The following is a 15,736-nucleotide window of genomic DNA, read 5'->3' as shown; positions in this document are numbered from 1 at the left end:
TTGTTCGTAGTAAAACCGTAAATATTTTCGTATCCTGTGGGTGTGACCCTCGAACTGGAGCGCCCCGGAACGGCCGACGCGGAGGTCACGAACCCGGCGTCGGTCACCGCCTCGCGCGTACACGACATCCTGTCCGCCCATCTGCTCGCCGACGGTTTCGATCTGGTGCTGGACCTGCGCAGATCGCGGGGACGCAACCTGGTCGACGCCCGCGACGGCACCGTCTATCTGGATATGTTCGGCTTCTTCGCCTCCTCCGCGCTCGGAATGAACCATCCGGCGCTGGCGGCGAACGCCCGCTTTCGCGCCGAACTCACCACGGCCGCGCTGAACAAGCCCAGTAACTCCGATGTCTATACGGTCGCGATGGCGCGCTTCGTCGACACCTTCGCGCGCGTCCTCGGCGATCCGGCACTGCCGCATCTGTTCTTCATCGACGGCGGCGCGATGGCGGTCGAGAACGCGCTGAAGGTCGCCTTCGACTGGAAGAGCCGCCACAACGCGATGCACGGCCGCCCGGCCGACCTGGGCACGAAGGTGCTGCATCTGACCGGCGCCTTCCACGGCCGCTCCGGCTACACCCTGTCGCTGACCAACACCGACCCGATCAAGACCGAACGGTTCCCCGCCTTCGACTGGCCGCGCATCGAGACCCCCTACCTGTGTCCCGGTGTCGACATCGAGGCCGCCGAGCAGCGTGCGCTGGCGCAGGCCCGGGCCGCGTTCGCCGAAAATCCGCACGACATCGCGTGTTTCATCGCCGAGCCGATTCAGGGCGAGGGCGGCGACCGGCATATGCGACCGGAATTTCTCCGCCACATGCAGGATCTGTGCCACGAGCACGACGCGCTGTTCGTCGTCGACGAGGTGCAGACCGGCGTGGCGATGACCGGCTCGACCTGGGCCTACCAGCAATTCGGCCTGCGACCCGATGTGGTCGCGTTCGGGAAGAAGACCCAGGTCTGCGGGATCATGGCCGGCGGGCGCGTCGACGAGGTGCCCGACAACGTGTTCGCGGTGAGTTCACGGCTCAATTCCACCTGGGGCGGCAACCTCGCCGATATGGTGCGGGCGCGGCGCATCCTCGAGGTGGTCGAGGCCGAAGACCTGGCCGCTCGCGCGCAGGAACTGGGCGCCCTGTTGCTCGACCGGCTGCGTGCGCTCGCCGCCCGGCACGAGCGGCTGACCGATCCGCGCGGTCGCGGTCTGATGTGCGCGGTGACGTTGGCATCCGCCGAACTGCGCGATGCCGTCCTCGCCGATCTGCGGCAGCGTGAACGGGTACTGTTCCTCGGAACCGGCGATCGCGGCATCCGGTTCCGGCCGCCGCTGACGGTCACCGCCGACGAGCTCGAGCGGGCGGTGGATGCCATGGATCGTGTCCTCACGGGCATGGCCGATCGGTGACCTGTCCCCGGCTCACGGAGCGTGTCCGGACCATCGTTGTGGCACTTCACCAGCGGTTTTCCGCTGACAGGTAGTCAATAACGGTACTGGTCGGTAGCCCCCACTGGAATTCCGCCGGACTGCGCCACTGGTTACACTCCGGGGCATGACGAGTGTCCAGAGTCAGCCTTCGCCGGGTTCGGCGGGCGCCCCCGATATCCACACCACCGCAGGGAAGCTGGCTGATCTGCGCAATCGGCTCGAAGAGGCCCAGCACCCGATGGGTGAGGGGGTGGTCGAGAAGGTCCACGCCAAGGGCAAGCTGACCGCGCGCGAGCGCATCCTGGCCCTGCTGGACGAGGGTTCGTTCGTGGAGATGGACGCGCTGGCCCGGCATCGCAGCGTGAACTTCGGCCTGGAGAACAACCGTCCGCTCGGCGACGGCGTGGTGACCGGTTACGGCACCATCGACGGCCGCGACGTCTGCATCTTCAGCCAGGACTCGACGGTGTTCGGCGGCAGCCTCGGTGAGGTCTACGGCGAGAAGATCGTCAAGGTCATGGACCTGGCGCTCAAGACGGGCCGCCCGCTGATCGGCATCAACGACGGCGCCGGCGCTCGCATCCAGGAGGGCGTGGTCTCGCTCGGGCTCTACGGCGAGATCTTCCACCGCAACATCCAGGCCTCCGGCGTGATCCCGCAGATCTCGCTGATCATGGGCGCCGCGGCCGGTGGGCACGTGTACTCCCCGGCGCTGACCGACTTCGTCGTGATGGTCGACCAGTCCAGCCAGATGTTCATCACCGGCCCGGACGTCATCAAGACCGTCACCGGTGAAGAGGTCACCATGGAGGAGTTGGGCGGCGCCCACACCCACATGGTGAAGTCCGGTACCGCGCACTACGTCGCCTCGGGCGAGCAGGACGCGCTGGACTGGGTCAAGGACCTGCTGAGCTACCTGCCCAGCAACAACCGCGCCGAGGCCCCGCGCTTCCCGGCCAGCGACCCGATCGCCGGCGCGATCGAGGATTCGCTGACCGAGGAGGATCTGGAGCTCGACACCCTGATCCCGGATTCGCCGAACCAGCCCTACGACATGCACGAGGTCATCCGGCGCCTGGTCGACGACGACGAGTTCTTCGAGGTGCAGGCAGAGCGCGCGATGAACGTCATCGTCGGCTTCGCCCGCATCGACGGTCGCAGTGTGGGTTTCGTGGCCAACCAGCCCACCCAGTTCGCCGGTTGCCTCGACATCGACGCCTCGGAGAAGGCCGCGCGGTTCGTGCGCACCTGTGACGCGTTCAATATTCCGATCATCACGCTGGTCGACGTTCCGGGCTTCCTGCCGGGCACGGGCCAGGAGTACAACGGCATCATCCGCCGCGGTGCGAAGCTGCTCTACGCCTACGGCGAGGCCACTGTGGGCAAAATCACGGTCATCACTCGCAAGGCCTACGGCGGCGCGTACGACGTGATGGGCTCCAAGCACATGGGCGCCGATGTGAACCTGGCGTGGCCCACCGCCCAGATCGCCGTCATGGGCGCCTCGGGCGCGGTCGGCTTCGTCTACCGCAAGAAGCTGCAGCAGGCCGCCGCGGAGGGCGCCGATGTCGACGCACTGCGCCTCGAGCTGCAGAACGAGTACGAGGACACGTTGGTCAACCCGTACGTGGCGGCCGAGCGCGGCTACGTCGACGCGGTGATCCCGCCCTCGCACACCCGCGGCCAGATCGTCTCCGCGCTCCGCTTGCTCGAGCGAAAGATGGTTACTCTCCCGCCGAAGAAGCACGGCAACATTCCGCTCTGATCCGACGATATGTGCGGTAGCGGAGGCACACTTTCCGGATGAGTGATGCGTTCGCACCGCGCACGATCGCCGCATCCGGGCGAAGATGGTAGGAAAAGGCCCTCATTCGATGAGGGCCGCACGAATACCCTTCGCGGCGTGGGTTCGTCCCGCACCGTGAACGCCGGCCCCTCGGGGCCGGCACAGAACAGGAGGAGTTGGCGCTGTGACGGCTGTGGCTGACGAAGAGATATTGCGCGCTGCCGAATTGGATTTGGCGGTCGACGAATTCGGTGCGGACGACACGAAGCTCGCATCCGTCGCCGCTGCCGTCGAGGTCGAGGCCGGTTACGGGCCGGTCATCCGCGTCCTGAAGGGTTCGCCCACCGACGAGGACCTCGCCGCACTGGTCACCGTGTTCGCCGCCGCGAGCGCGACTGCAGGCGCGCCGCAGGACCAGGGCCCGGTGGACAACTGGGGCCGGCCCACCATGATGCACCGCGGTACCTCGCCGTTCTCCCCCTACGCCTTCCCCTACCTGTCGCACATCCGCGGCTGACGTGACGGGATTCGTTCTCGGTTCCGCCTCGCCCGCGCGGCTGCAAGTGTTGCGCGCGGCCGGGCTGGATCCGGTGGTGCGAATATCCGAGGTCGACGAGGACGCGGTCGCCGCGGCCCTGCCGTCGGACACTCCGCCCGCCGGCGTGGTCACCGCCCTCGCCACGGCCAAGGCCCACACCGTGGCCGCCGCCCTGATCGCCGACGCCGCGGCGTCCGTACACGGCCCGGCCGCTCCGGATTCCTACGGCATCGTCTCCGCGCGGACCCCGCGCCTGGTGGACGACTGTGTGGTCGTGGGCTGTGACTCGATGCTGCTGGTCGGCGGCGTCCTGCAGGGTAAGCCCCATACTCCCGACGTCGCCCGCGCCCGCTGGGCCGAAATGGCCGGGCGCAGCGCCGATCTGCTGACCGGCCACTGTGTGCTGCGCCTGCGCGACGGGGCGATCGTCGCCGACGCCCAGGACTGCAGCATCACCACCGTGCATTTCGCCGAACCCGGGCCGGTCGAGCTGGATGCCTACATCGCCACCGGCGAGCCACTGCGGGTGGCCGGTGCGTTCACCCTGGACGGAATGGGCGGCTGGTTCGTCGACCGCATCGACGGTGACCCGTCCAGCGTTATCGGGATCGGCCTACCGCTGCTGCGTCGCCTCCTGGGCGACGTGGGCATCGGTATTGCGCAGTTGTGGATCGGTGCGCAGCTGCGGGCCGACGCGATTGGCTGACGGCGTCGGCAGTCGCGGCGCCGCTCCCGCCTGATCGGGGAGGTGAGCGGGATCCGGCAGCGTGCTGGCCAGTGCTTCCAGATGGATCACGCACAGTTCCGGGCCCACGAACGGGTGCAGCCGGACGTTCACCGCATCGCGTCCGCCGTTGCGATCCAGTACCTCGCGCATCAGGCCCTGATGCACACCGCAGACCACCTCGGAATGGGTGCGCGCCAATTCCCGCAGCGGGCACGCCGTCAGGCGGATGTTGAGCTGGTCGCCGGTTTCGGAGGCGGGGTCGCGCTCGGGGGCGAAACCGAGCTCCGAGCTCACCGTCACCGCGACGTCGCGCGCGTCGTCGAGCGAGGCGATGGGCTGCTCCAGCTGTTCGACCTTGGCGCCCCACGCTCGTCCGGCCGTCACGGCCAATTCGGAACGCCGGCGGGGATCACTGCCGAGCTGATCGGCCAGTACCTGCGCCAGATCCTGATAACCGACCGATCGCTGTACCGCCGTGTATCCGATGCGTGGGCGGCCGCGGCCCCGGGGAGGCTGCTGGAATTGGCGAACCAGCGATTCCCGGGTGAGAACATCGAGATGAAAACGGACGGTGGTGACGTGCTGTCCGGTGATGCGCGCCAGTTCCTGGGCATCGAGAGGCTCGCTGGCGCCGCGTAGGATCGCAAGCAGGCGCCGTCGTGGCCAAGAATCGGACATAGCTCACCCCTCCTCCCATGTGACTTTATCGGACGAAGCTGCGACTTAATCGCGCTTCATCCGATTCGTGATGTGAAACCGCCGCCGCGCATTGTTCGCACCTACGATCGGTACTGCCCAGCCGACCATCGTCTACCACGTGTGAAGGATCTTCCACCGTGCCCGTCGCTTCGGACTCTCATCCATCCTTCGGCTCTCATGCATATCCACAACGATTGGTAACCACCGAGTGGCTGTCGGCAAACATCGGTACGCGCGGCCTCGCGATCGTCGAGTCCAACGACGACATCCTGCTCTATGACATCGGCCATGTGCCAGGGGCGGTCAAGATCGATTGGCGGGCCGAGCTTACCGATCCGATCACCCGAGACGTGATCGACGGCGCCCGTTTCGCCGAACTCATGCGCGCCAAGGGCATCGCGCGCGACGACACGGTCGTCGTCTACGGAGACAAGGCCAACGGCACCGCCGCCGCCACCGCCTGGGTCTTCGGCCTGTTCGGGCATCGCGACGTGCGGCTGCTCGACGGCGGCCGGGAGGCGTGGATCTCCGAGGCCCGCGACACCACCTTCGAGGTGCCCGACGTCGGGCTGGGGGAGTATCCGGTCATCGAGCGCGACGACCGGGGCGGCCGGGCCTTCCTCGAGGACGTGCGCGGCTACCTCGACCGCGGCGGATCGGGCGTCGGACTGGTCGACGTGCGCGCGGCGGGCGAATACACCGGCGACGACGTCCGCATCCTCGACCGTCCGGAGGAACAGTCGTTGCGCGCCGGGCACATCCCGACCGCGATCAACATCCCGTGGACCGCGGCCGTGGGCGGCGACGGCCGATTCCGCAGCCGGACGGAGCTGGAGGAGATCTACGCGCCGCTGCTCGGCGCCGCGGACACCATCGTCTATTGCCGCATCGGCGAACATTCGGCACACACCTGGTTCGTGCTGACTTCGCTGCTGGGCGTGACGAATGTGCGCAACTACGACGGCTCCTGGACCGAGTGGAGCAACGCCGTGCGCACGCCGATCGTCAAGGGAAGTGAACCCGGTTCGGCTCCGGCCGAAGCGTCGGCGGCGGCACAGTCGGTCTAAGGTGTTGTTCATGTCACGGGGGTCCGGGCTACTGTTCGGTAGCCCTAGCCGTGTTCGGCGTCAGTTGGCACACTGCCTACACTCACCCGAGACGTAAGTTGTCCACAGCACAGGAGGCTCAGTGCCCAGCCATGCCAGCGCGCAGATCACGAAAGTCCTGATCGCCAATCGGGGCGAGATCGCGGTGCGTGTGATCCGGGCCGCCAAGGATGCCGGTATCGCCAGTGTCGCCGTGTACGCGGAACCGGACGCGGACGCGCCGTTCGTCAAATTGGCCGATGAGGCATTCGCGCTCGGGGGGCAGACCTCGGCCGAGTCGTACCTGGTCTTCGACAAGATTCTCGACGCGGCGCGCAAGTCCGGCGCCGACGCGATCCACCCCGGTTACGGCTTCCTGTCCGAGAACGCGGACTTCGCCCAGGCCGTCCTGGACGCCGGGCTGATCTGGATCGGCCCGTCGCCGCAGTCGATTCGCGATCTGGGTGACAAGGTCACCGCGCGGCACATCGCCGAGCGCGCGCAGGCGCCGATGGCCGCGGGCACCAAGGATCCGGTGAAGGACGCGAACGAGGTCGTCGAGTTCGCGAAGCAGTACGGCGTCCCGGTGGCCATCAAGGCCGCTTTCGGTGGTGGTGGCCGCGGCATGAAGGTCGCCCACACCATCGAGGAGATTCCGGAGCTGTTCGACTCCGCCACCCGCGAGGCGACCGCCGCCTTCGGCCGCGGCGAATGCTTCGTCGAGCAGTACCTGGACAAGGCCCGCCACGTCGAGGCCCAGGTGCTGGCCGACAAGCACGGCAACGTGATCGTCGCCGGCACGCGCGACTGCTCGCTGCAGCGCCGGTTCCAGAAGCTGGTCGAGGAGGCGCCCGCGCCGTTCCTGTCCGACGAGGTCCGGGCCAAGATCCACGAGTCCGCCAAGCGGATCTGCAAGGAGGCCCACTACTACGGCGCCGGCACCGTCGAATACCTGGTGCAGGGCGAGACCGTCTCCTTCCTCGAGGTCAACACCCGCCTGCAGGTCGAGCACCCGGTCACCGAGGAGACCTCGGGTCTGGACCTGGTGCGCTGGCAGTTCCGCATCGCCAACGGCGAGGAGCTGACCATCACCGAGGACCCGGCCCCGCGCGGCCACTCGATCGAATTCCGCATCAACGGTGAGGACGCCGGCCGGGGGTTCCTGCCCGCACCCGGCCCGGTCACCGTCTACAAGGAGCCGACCGGCCCCGGCGTGCGCGTGGACTCCGGCGTGGTCGCCGGCAGCGTGATCGGCGGACAGTTCGACTCCATGCTGGCCAAGCTGATCGTCACCGGCGAGAACCGCACCCAGGCGCTGGAGCGGGCCGCGCGTGCGCTGGCCGAATACGAGATCGAGGGCCTGGCGACGGTGCTGCCGTTCGACCGCCACATCGTGACCAACCCGGCCTTCGTCGGCGATGGCACCAAGTTCGACGTCTACACCAAGTGGATCGAGAACGAGTGGGAAAACACCATCGAGCCCTACACCGGTGGCCAGCCCATCGAGGACGAGGACGAGGGTGCGCGGCAGACGGTGGTCGTCGAGGTCGGCGGCCGTCGCCTCGAGGTGTCGCTGCCGGGTCAGTTCAGCGTGGGCGCGGGCGCGGCCGGCGCCGGTAACAACGGCGCGGGCGTGATCCGCAAGAAGCCCAAGCCGCGCAAGCGTGGCGGCGCGGGCGCCTCGGCCGCCTCCGGCGACGCCGTGACCGCGCCGATGCAGGGCACCGTGGTGAAGGTGGCCGTCGAAGAGGGCCAGTCGGTCGAGGCCGGTGACCTGATCGCCGTGCTCGAGGCCATGAAGATGGAGAACCCGGTCAACGCGCACAAGTCCGGTGTGGTCACCGGTCTGGCCGTCGAGGCCGGCGCCGCCATCACCCAGGGCACCGTGCTCGCCGAAATCAAGTAGTACCAACGGTTTCTACGAAGGCCCCGCTCCGATTCGGAGCGGGGCCTTCGGCATTTCGGCCGTGATGTGTGGCAGCCCAGCCCTGTGCCGGTCGGCGTGTATCCCGGCGGGCAGGCGGCGACGGCTCGTCGGCGGCCGATCGCGGGACGGCTTATCGGCTCGCGCCCTCGCAGGCGGTGGTGTCCTCGTCGCACGAGGCCCGGTCGGTACGCGGTGTACCCGGACTGCCCTTCTTTGCCGGTGTCGGGTAGTGCTCCTCGGAATGCGCTGCGGGATGGGGAAATTGGAGGGGCGGCGGCAGGATGTTCGTCGGGAAGGGTAGCGTCCAGCGCGGTGGGATGACCGTGGTGGTGTATTCGGGTTCCGGGGTGGCCGGTGCCGCGGTGGTCGGCGCCGGAGTGTTCACCTCGGTCCGGGGGGTCGACGGCTGGTCGGACGGCGTGCGGGAGCCGCTGCTGAGCAGAGCCGTGCATCCGGCGACGACCGCGAGGGCGACGATGGCGGCGCCGATCAGGGCGGCGGCGACGGCGAGAGTCGGGCGTCGTGGCGGCGTTGCCGGAACATGCTGTGCCGGAACAGATTTCACCGGAAATGACATGCTACCGACCAGAGTCGGCCGAGGGTTACCAACGGACGGCGGATTCGGCCGGGCGGACACCGCGCGATCTGCCGGGGCCGCCGGCGAACCTACGGGTGCGCTCGCGTCCGGCAGCACACGAGTAGCCCGGACCGGGGCAGGCGGCCGGTCGGATGCCATGCCTGCGGGCTCGGAGCCGACTCTTCTCGTTACGGGTGCGGGCCCGGGGTGCCCGTACGCGTCGGGCGCGGGGCCGGAGTAACCCCTCGGGGCCGCTGCGGCGTCCTGCCGAGTCGCCGTGAAGGTGGGGCCGGTCCCAGGCGCAGGGCTGATGTACCTGGTCGCGGATGCCGACCCCAGCCGCGTCGTGGCTTCCTGTTCGGAGTGCAGCAACGGCGGTGTGCGATCGGACATCGTCATTCCGACGGCGGCCCGGGCCGCGGCCGCCAACTCGCCCGCGGTGCGGTACCGGTCGTCCGCACGCTTGGCCATACCTCGCGCGACCACCGCGTCGAGGGTGGCGGGGATGTGCGCAGCGGCGGCGGAGGGGCGCGGCGGGGCTTCGTGCAGGTGGGCGTGCAACTGCTGCACGGCGTCTGTGTCGCCGAACGGCCTTCGCGCGGTGAGACATTCGTACAGCACACATGCCAGCGAGTACACGTCCGAGCGGGAGTCGCCGTGCCCGGTGAAGCGCTCCGGCGCCATGTAGGCGAGCGTGCCGACCGTGAAACCGGTTGCGGTGATGGTGGTCTGGCCGGCCGCACGGGCGATGCCGAAGTCGATGAGGTAGACGAATCCGCTCGTATGCACGATGATGTTGGCGGGCTTCACGTCTCGGTGCACCAGGCCGGCCGCGTGCGCGGCATCGAGCGCCTCGGCGATCTGCGAGGTCAGTTCGACCGCCTCCGCCACCTCCATCGCGCTCGACCGCACCAGCCGCGCCAGGTCCACGCCCGGGATGTAGGCCATATCCAGATACAGTCGTCCGGCGTATTCGCCGAACCGATGGATCGGCGCGATATGCGGATTGTCCAGCTGCGCCCCGATCCGGGCCTCCCGCTCGAACCGCCGCCGGTAATCCGCGTCCTCGGCCGCACTCCCGGACAGGATCTTCAGCGCGACGGTCCTCGCATCCGCCGGGTCGTACGCCAGCCACACCTCCCCGGCCGCCCCCCGGCCGAGCAGTCGATCGAGCCGGTACCGCCCGAATTCCCGCGCGGTCATCGCATCCGCCCGATCACCGCTCCGCGCGAGGCGACTGACGGAAATCCTTGCCCTGCCGCAGTTTTCGACAGCCATGACGCCGCCTCCTCGCACCATGCGGGTCGACGTCCGAGGAGCGTGCGGACTGTTCGATCCGCTGTCGCGACCGCGCACGGCGTCGTGCCCGTCGGTACCCGACTCGGTCTCGCCTCCGAGCTCGGACCGGGTGCGCGGCGGCTTGCCGCCCACGCCCGGAGTGCTGCGTCGCCGATCGGGGCGGGCGTCTCGGCGTCCGGTCGCGGAGAGGGAGCGCTCGGCGCTTCGACGAGCGGGGCGGCAGCGGTGCCGATGCCGCGCTGGCGGAACATGAGACCGACGATAGTGCCGATATGCGGTCGGCGGTACCGCGGGTGGATCGAGCCCGCTCACCGGCCCGCAGCGCGGTAATCTCGTGCCATGGCTGATTCTCCCGACGTCCGCATCGGTACCGCGGAGCGCGAGCAGGCGATGCAGCGCCTGTCGGAGCACTTCGCCGCCGGTCGGTTGTCGGTCGCCGAGTTCGACGAACGCAGCGGACTGATCGCCGCGGCGGTGACGCGCGGTGATCTGGCGCCGGTGTTCAGCGATCTCCCGGCCGCCGTACCGGAGCCTCCGGAACCGCCGGAACCGGCCGCCGCCCAGCCGGGCGGGCGTCGCGAATTCGCCGGTTCGATGATGGGCCTGGTGGTGATCCTCGCGCTGGTGCTGTTCTTCACCACCCATACCTGGCTCTGGTTCCTGCTCATCCCCGCGGCCGGCATCATCACCGGCGGCCTGCAGCAGCGCGGTCACGATCGCCGGCTTCTCGGCGGGGATGATTCCCGCGTGCTCGACCGCCGTCGGCGCGACCGTCGCCGGAGGTTGTGATGGAACCGATCGAGATCAATGCAGGCAGTTGGTATCTGCGCGCGCTGCGTGCCGACGACCGCATCGACGACCGCCCGGCACTGGCCGACGGCGGCATCACCGATCCCGGCTATGTCGAACGCCGTGCCCGCGAATGGGCCGAGCAGACCGGGTATTCGTGGGCGGTGTGCGAACCCACCACCGCGGAACTGGTCGCCGAGATCGTGGTGACGCCTCGAGCCGATGGCACCGCGGAGATTTCGGGCTGGTCGCGTGCGGGCTACGATTCCGCGCTGCAGTCGGGTCTGACCGCGGTGAGCCGCTTCGTCGCCGGAGCATTGGGCCTGCAACCCCTGTAATTTCACCGAACACGCTGTATCGCAGCGGTTTTCGCGGCGATCAAGCCGGGGCGGCCGATTAATTCGGTGGATTGCCGGGTGCTCGTACCCGTACCGTGAGGACTCCGAAATCAAGCACTGGGGAGGTGCGCGATGTGGGAGTGGAGTAGATCGGTCGCGGAACGGGCCACCGCGGCAGCGTGGACCCGGTCGGCCGGAGAACCGGCGCCGACCGTCGTGGATCCGGAGGTCTGGGCCGAGCGGCCGGGGGAGCCGGCCCCGGAAGAGGTCGCCGAACCGGCATCCGACGCCGTCATGGCATTCGGGGGCGCGATGGTGCGCTCGATCCATCTGCCGGAGTACGACCTGGCCCGATGAGTGAAACCGGGACGCGGGCGCCGTTCACAGGCCGGCGCTCGCGTCCCGGCCGCATTCGCCGGCTGGGACCTTCGATGCGGAGCGGCACCTCGGCGGCCGTAGCCCGCAGGAGTAGCCTGCGAGGCGTGCAGAGGCCACCCTTGGACGCCGATATCCTGCGACGTGCCGTCGCCGAACAGCCCGACCTGTCGTTCTTCTCCCGTATCGATGTGGTGGAGTCGACCGGTTCGACCAATGCGGATCTGATCGGTGAGGCCGGCGATCCGTCCTCCGATCGACGGGTGCTGGTCGCCGAATATCAGGACAGCGGGCGGGGCCGCCACGAACGGTCGTGGGTGAGTCCGCCGCGCGCGCAGATCGCGATGTCGATTCTGGTGCGGCTTGGCGGTATCGAACCGGCTGTCCTCGGCTGGCTGCCGCTGCTGACCGGTGTCGCCGTCGTGGACGCGGTCCGCGAAACCACCGGCCTGGACGCGAACCTCAAGTGGCCCAACGATGTTCTGATCGGCGGCCGCAAGGTGGCCGGCATTCTGGCCGAGGTGGCCTCCGGTGCGGGCGCTCCGGCGGTCGTCGTCGGCGTCGGGCTCAATGTGAGCCTCACCGAGGACGAACTGCCTGTGCCGCATGCCATTTCACTGACCCTGGCCGGTGCCGAGAACGCCGACCGCAATGCGTTGGTCCTCGCCCTGCTGCGCGCCTTCGCCCGCCACTTCACCGAATGGCGGACGGAGAACTGGAATGTCGGCGGACTGGCCGACGCGTATCGTGCCCGCTGCGCCACCCTCGGCGCGGATGTGCGGGCGGAGTTGCCGGGCGGCGAGGTCCTCACCGGCGTGGCCACCGATATCGACGCCTACGGCCGCTTGATCATCGGTGGTCGTTCGGTATCGGCGGGCGACGTCACTCACCTTCGCCCGGCATAGCGGGACGAATCAGGGGGTAGGGTTCGCATATGAGTTATCCGGAGGAGCTGCTCGCGCCGGACGAGCAGCTGCTACTGCACCGTCATCCGCATTGGAAGATGTTGTTCTTGCCGGCGCTCACCTTCATCCTCGCCACGGCGCTGGCCGGATTCCTGAGCGGGCTGGCCTGGCGCAATACCGAGGGCACCACGCGCAACATCGTTCTCATCGCGATCGTCGTGGTGTGGGCGCTGCTGGTCGTGTGGCGTTGCCTGTCGCAGGTGATCCGTTGGAAGTCAACGCATTTCATCATCACCGACCGGCGCGTGCTGGTGCGCGAGGGCGTGCTCACCCACACCGGCATCGATATTCCGATGAACCGCATCTCCAGTGTGCAGTTCCGCCACGGGTTGTCGGACCGGTTGCTGGGCACGGGCACGCTGATCATCGACGCCGCCTCGGGGGATCCGTTGGAATACGACGACATTCCGAACGTGCAGAAGGTGCATTCGCTGCTGTACCACCAGGTCTTCGACAACCCGCACGGCGATCCGGGCCACGACCAGTATCAGGACCCTCGTTACGGCCGCCGTCGGTAGCGGCCGCCGCGGTTCGGTGGCGCACGCCCGATCGGCCCGGTTCGCCAGTAATCTTGTGCTGTGACCGCCGTACTGCTGGCCGAGGACGATGAGGCCATCGCCGCTCCGCTCTCGCGAGCCCTGGGGCGCGAAGGCTATTCGGTAACCGTCGAGAGTTTCGGCCCCGCCGTGCTGCGCCGGGCGCTGGAGGGTGAACACGATCTGCTCATCCTCGACCTCGGGCTACCCGGTATGGACGGCCTGGAGGTGTGCCGCCAGGTACGCGCCCGGGGCGCCGATCTCGCGGTGCTGATGTTGACCGCCCGCACCGACGAGGTCGATTTCGTGGTGGGTCTCGACGCCGGCGCCGACGACTATGTCGGTAAACCGTTCCGCCTCGCCGAACTGCTGGCCCGCGTGCGAGCCCTGTTGCGGCGCAGCGGCATCGGCGACGAGGCGGTGGAGATCGGTGGCGTGCGGCTCGAACCCGCGGCGCGACGGGTACTGGTCAACGGCCACGAGGTGAATCTCGCCAACAAGGAATACGAACTGCTCAAGGTGCTCATCGACCGGGCCGGGCAGGTGGTGCCGCGCGAGACGATCCTGCGCGAGGTGTGGGGCGATGCCGATCTGCGCGGCTCCAAAACTCTCGATATGCACATGTCCTGGTTGCGCCGCAAGATCGGCGACGAGGGCCCCGTCGCGGAGCGGCGCATCGTCACCGTGCGCGGTGTCGGTTTCCGCTTCAACACCGATTGATCGCCGATGCGGCGCCGAATTCTGCTGTCCATGCTGGCGGCCCTGACCCTGACCACGGTGGTGCTGGGCATCCCCTTGGCGTTCACGGCGTGGCAGTGGGTGGCCGATATCACCCGCAGCGACCTGCGGGCCCGGCTGGATCGCATGTCGGTGGAGATCGTCGGCCAGGAGCGTGACGACGGGTTGGTCCATGGAGTGCTCGACCTGCGCTCGGTGCGGCCGCTGATCCCGTCCGGCGGACGGCTGACCATCATCTATCCGACGCCCGAGGACGCCGCGCTGCGCGTGGACGCGGGTGCGCCGGAGGTCGAGAACCCGGTGGTGGAATCGCTGTCGATGGGCACGTCCGGCTCGCTGCGACTCGAGGTGCCGGCCGCCCCCATGCATTCGATGCAGCGGCAAGCGGTGGGCGCGGTGGCGCTGGTGGCCCTGGCCTCGCTGGCCGCGGGCGCCGCGGTGGCGGTGGTGACCGCGCGACGGGTCGCCGATCCGCTGCGCGATGTGGCCGCGCGCGCCGCGCGGCTGGCGAAGGGCGATTTCCGGCCCGATCCGCGCCGGCACGGGATCACCGAACTCGACCGCGTCTCGGATGTGCTCGATTCGGCGACGGTGGAGATCGCGGGCCGGCTGCAGCGCGAGCACGCGCTGGTCGCCGATGTCTCCCATCAGTTGCGCAGCCGCCTGACCGCGGTGCGGCTGCGCCTCGACGAATTGTCGGCGCATCCGGATCCGGCGGTCGTCCAGGAATCGGAGGAGGCGATGGCGCAGGTCGATCGGCTCACCGAGGCGATCGACGAATTGGTCCGCGATTCCCGCGACCAGGACGCCGCCGATCACGAACCGGTTCCGGTGGTCGCCGAATTGCGCGGGGTGGTCGCCGAATGGCGGCATCCCTTCGCCGAGGCGGGGCGCAAACTCGTGCTCTCCGGCGATCCGGGGCTGCGCGCCCCGGTGACCGGATCGCGGTTGCGTGAGGCGGTGGCTGTGCTGGTCGACAACGCGCTGGTGCACGGCGGAGGTGACTGCTCGGTGTCGGTGCGCACGGTCTACGGCGGGCCCGACCGGGAACCGCTGGTGGCGGTGGAGGTGGCCGACGAGGGGGAGGGGGTCAGCGACGAACTGGCGCCGCACATCTTCGACCGCGGCTTCTCCGGCGCCGGATCGACCGGAGTGGGGCTGGCGCTGGCGCGCGCGCTGATCGAAGCCGACGGTGGCCGCTTGGAACTCCAGCGACGGCGTCCGGCGCTGTTCGCGGTATTTCTCGGTAAGCCGACCGCGGGGCGGTCGGGTAACGGAGTCATCGGGGAGCCCCGCTGAACGAGGGGTTCAGCTGAAGCCGAGCGGTTTCTCTTCCTCGTACAGCTCTTCGAATTCTTCGACCAGCGCATCGATTTCGTCGGGGAACACCCAGCGCTTCATCGCCCAGAATCGGAACACCATCTGCAGGAGGTTGCCGATGATGAAGGCGCTGACGAAGTCGGCGATGTTCTCCACGGTCAAGCTGACATCGGGGACGTGCAGGTGGAAGAAATACCGCGAAACCCACAGCGGGAGATTCGACAGCAGCACTCCGATGGCGCTGACCACGAAGAACAGCAGGGCCTCGTGATGTTTCTCACGACCGCCGCGACCCTTGAACGACCATTCCCGGTTCAGGATGTAGGACGCGATGACCGCGATAACCCCGGAAATGATCTTGGCCGTGATCGGTTTCGACTCGAGAACCGTCAATTTGAGGATGTAGAAGATACCGCTGTCGATGACGAAAGTGGTCGCTCCGACAATCGCGAACTTGATCAGCTCGTGATGACGAATAGCGAGGTCCCGTAGTGTTTTCGGCAGGATGTTGACCACATCGTCGACAAATGGCACCCGGTGAGTCTACGTCCGTCTCGCGCTGGGCAATCAACCCGCACTCACTCCCGGGTGTGGGCGCATGACAACATG

Annotated in this window: 16 protein-coding genes; 13 read left to right on the top strand and 3 right to left on the bottom strand. The window is 68.3% G+C overall.

Features of this window, described 5'->3' with window-relative positions:
- Nucleotides 1–42 precede the first annotated feature (42 nt).
- The 4 genes from lat to IRT45_RS11835 all read left to right on the top strand — a co-directional run bounded on the left by lat (nucleotide 43) and on the right by IRT45_RS11835 (nucleotide 4,458).
- On the top strand, nucleotides 43–1,407 hold the full coding sequence (lat, locus tag IRT45_RS11850) for an L-lysine 6-transaminase (protein WP_194805892.1): 1,365 nt from the start codon (nucleotides 43–45) through the stop codon (nucleotides 1,405–1,407).
- A gap of 145 nt (nucleotides 1,408–1,552) precedes the next feature.
- Nucleotides 1,553–3,193 (top strand): acyl-CoA carboxylase subunit beta, encoded by a 1,641-nt coding sequence (locus tag IRT45_RS11845; protein ID WP_194805891.1) that lies wholly within the window; start codon nucleotides 1,553–1,555, stop codon nucleotides 3,191–3,193.
- 205 nt (nucleotides 3,194–3,398) lie between these two features.
- Nucleotides 3,399–3,731 (top strand): acyl-CoA carboxylase subunit epsilon, encoded by a 333-nt coding sequence (locus IRT45_RS11840; protein ID WP_194805890.1) that lies wholly within the window; start codon nucleotides 3,399–3,401, stop codon nucleotides 3,729–3,731.
- A gap of 1 nt (nucleotide 3,732) precedes the next feature.
- Nucleotides 3,733–4,458, top strand: coding sequence for a nucleoside triphosphate pyrophosphatase (locus tag IRT45_RS11835; RefSeq protein ID WP_194805889.1), 726 nt, complete (start codon nucleotides 3,733–3,735; stop codon nucleotides 4,456–4,458).
- On the opposite strand, the gene IRT45_RS11830 is transcribed toward IRT45_RS11835, so the two are convergent.
- Entirely contained in the window at nucleotides 4,366–5,157 is a 792-nt protein-coding gene (locus tag IRT45_RS11830) for a metalloregulator ArsR/SmtB family transcription factor (RefSeq protein ID WP_194805888.1), read from the bottom strand. The genes IRT45_RS11835 and IRT45_RS11830 overlap by 93 nt on opposite strands.
- A gap of 158 nt (nucleotides 5,158–5,315) precedes the next feature.
- On the opposite strand from IRT45_RS11830, the gene IRT45_RS11825 reads away from it, so the two are divergent.
- Together IRT45_RS11825 and IRT45_RS11820 are read left to right on the top strand one after the other, a co-directional pair.
- Nucleotides 5,316–6,245, top strand: coding sequence for a sulfurtransferase (locus IRT45_RS11825; protein WP_194805887.1), 930 nt, complete (start codon nucleotides 5,316–5,318; stop codon nucleotides 6,243–6,245).
- A gap of 121 nt (nucleotides 6,246–6,366) precedes the next feature.
- A complete protein-coding gene (locus tag IRT45_RS11820; protein ID WP_194805886.1) occupies nucleotides 6,367–8,169 on the top strand; it encodes an acetyl/propionyl/methylcrotonyl-CoA carboxylase subunit alpha in 1,803 nt (600 codons plus the stop codon).
- Nucleotides 8,170–8,320: 151 nt separating this feature from the next.
- Here the strand turns inward: IRT45_RS11820 and IRT45_RS11815 are convergent, their stop codons facing one another.
- Nucleotides 8,321–9,970, bottom strand: a complete 1,650-nt coding sequence (locus IRT45_RS11815) for a serine/threonine-protein kinase (protein ID WP_194805885.1) — start codon at nucleotides 9,968–9,970, stop codon at nucleotides 8,321–8,323.
- Between the two features lie 435 nt (nucleotides 9,971–10,405).
- Between IRT45_RS11815 and IRT45_RS11810 the strand changes: the two genes are divergently transcribed.
- From IRT45_RS11810 to IRT45_RS11780, 7 genes are all read left to right on the top strand, one after another.
- Nucleotides 10,406–10,855, top strand: a complete 450-nt coding sequence (locus tag IRT45_RS11810; protein ID WP_194805884.1) for a DUF1707 domain-containing protein — start codon at nucleotides 10,406–10,408, stop codon at nucleotides 10,853–10,855.
- On the top strand, nucleotides 10,855–11,193 hold the full coding sequence (locus IRT45_RS11805) for a hypothetical protein (protein ID WP_106955910.1): 339 nt from the start codon (nucleotides 10,855–10,857) through the stop codon (nucleotides 11,191–11,193). Before IRT45_RS11810 ends, IRT45_RS11805 begins: the two co-directional genes overlap by 1 nt.
- A gap of 132 nt (nucleotides 11,194–11,325) precedes the next feature.
- Nucleotides 11,326–11,550 (top strand): hypothetical protein, encoded by a 225-nt coding sequence (locus IRT45_RS11800; RefSeq protein WP_194805883.1) that lies wholly within the window; start codon nucleotides 11,326–11,328, stop codon nucleotides 11,548–11,550.
- A gap of 125 nt (nucleotides 11,551–11,675) precedes the next feature.
- Nucleotides 11,676–12,473: a biotin--[acetyl-CoA-carboxylase] ligase gene (locus IRT45_RS11795; protein WP_309240908.1), complete on the top strand. Its 798-nt coding sequence runs from the start codon at nucleotides 11,676–11,678 to the stop codon at nucleotides 12,471–12,473.
- Nucleotides 12,474–12,502: 29 nt separating this feature from the next.
- Entirely contained in the window at nucleotides 12,503–13,051 is a 549-nt protein-coding gene (locus IRT45_RS11790; protein WP_036498425.1) for a PH domain-containing protein, read from the top strand.
- Nucleotides 13,052–13,111: 60 nt separating this feature from the next.
- Nucleotides 13,112–13,789, top strand: a complete 678-nt coding sequence (locus tag IRT45_RS11785) for a response regulator transcription factor (RefSeq protein ID WP_030513615.1) — start codon at nucleotides 13,112–13,114, stop codon at nucleotides 13,787–13,789.
- Between the two features lie 6 nt (nucleotides 13,790–13,795).
- Nucleotides 13,796–15,106: a HAMP domain-containing sensor histidine kinase gene (locus tag IRT45_RS11780; protein WP_036498426.1), complete on the top strand. Its 1,311-nt coding sequence runs from the start codon at nucleotides 13,796–13,798 to the stop codon at nucleotides 15,104–15,106.
- A gap of 9 nt (nucleotides 15,107–15,115) precedes the next feature.
- Here the strand turns inward: IRT45_RS11780 and IRT45_RS11775 are convergent, their stop codons facing one another.
- On the bottom strand, nucleotides 15,116–15,661 hold the full coding sequence (locus tag IRT45_RS11775) for a GtrA family protein (RefSeq protein WP_194805881.1): 546 nt from the start codon (nucleotides 15,659–15,661) through the stop codon (nucleotides 15,116–15,118).
- Nucleotides 15,662–15,736 lie beyond the last annotated feature (75 nt).

Source organism: Nocardia sp. BSTN01, from assembly GCF_015354405.1.
Classification (GTDB): Bacteria; Actinomycetota; Actinomycetes; order Mycobacteriales; family Mycobacteriaceae; genus Nocardia.
The sequence above is the reverse complement of the archived record's forward strand: the minus strand, read 5'-3'. Positions and strand labels throughout refer to the sequence as shown.

Coding starts and splice junctions, on each gene's coding strand:
- IRT45_RS11845 (WP_194805891.1), top strand. CDS start 1,553: ATGACGAGTGTCCAGAGTCAGCCTTCGCCGGGTTCGGCGGGCGCCCCC.
- IRT45_RS11780 (WP_036498426.1), top strand. CDS start 13,796: ATGCGGCGCCGAATTCTGCTGTCCATGCTGGCGGCCCTGACCCTGACC.
- IRT45_RS11805 (WP_106955910.1), top strand. CDS start 10,855: ATGGAACCGATCGAGATCAATGCAGGCAGTTGGTATCTGCGCGCGCTG.
- IRT45_RS11810 (WP_194805884.1), top strand. CDS start 10,406: ATGGCTGATTCTCCCGACGTCCGCATCGGTACCGCGGAGCGCGAGCAG.
- IRT45_RS11800 (WP_194805883.1), top strand. CDS start 11,326: ATGTGGGAGTGGAGTAGATCGGTCGCGGAACGGGCCACCGCGGCAGCG.
- IRT45_RS11830 (WP_194805888.1), bottom strand. CDS start 5,157: ATGTCCGATTCTTGGCCACGACGGCGCCTGCTTGCGATCCTACGCGGC.
- IRT45_RS11815 (WP_194805885.1), bottom strand. CDS start 9,970: ATGACCGCGCGGGAATTCGGGCGGTACCGGCTCGATCGACTGCTCGGC.
- IRT45_RS11790 (WP_036498425.1), top strand. CDS start 12,503: ATGAGTTATCCGGAGGAGCTGCTCGCGCCGGACGAGCAGCTGCTACTG.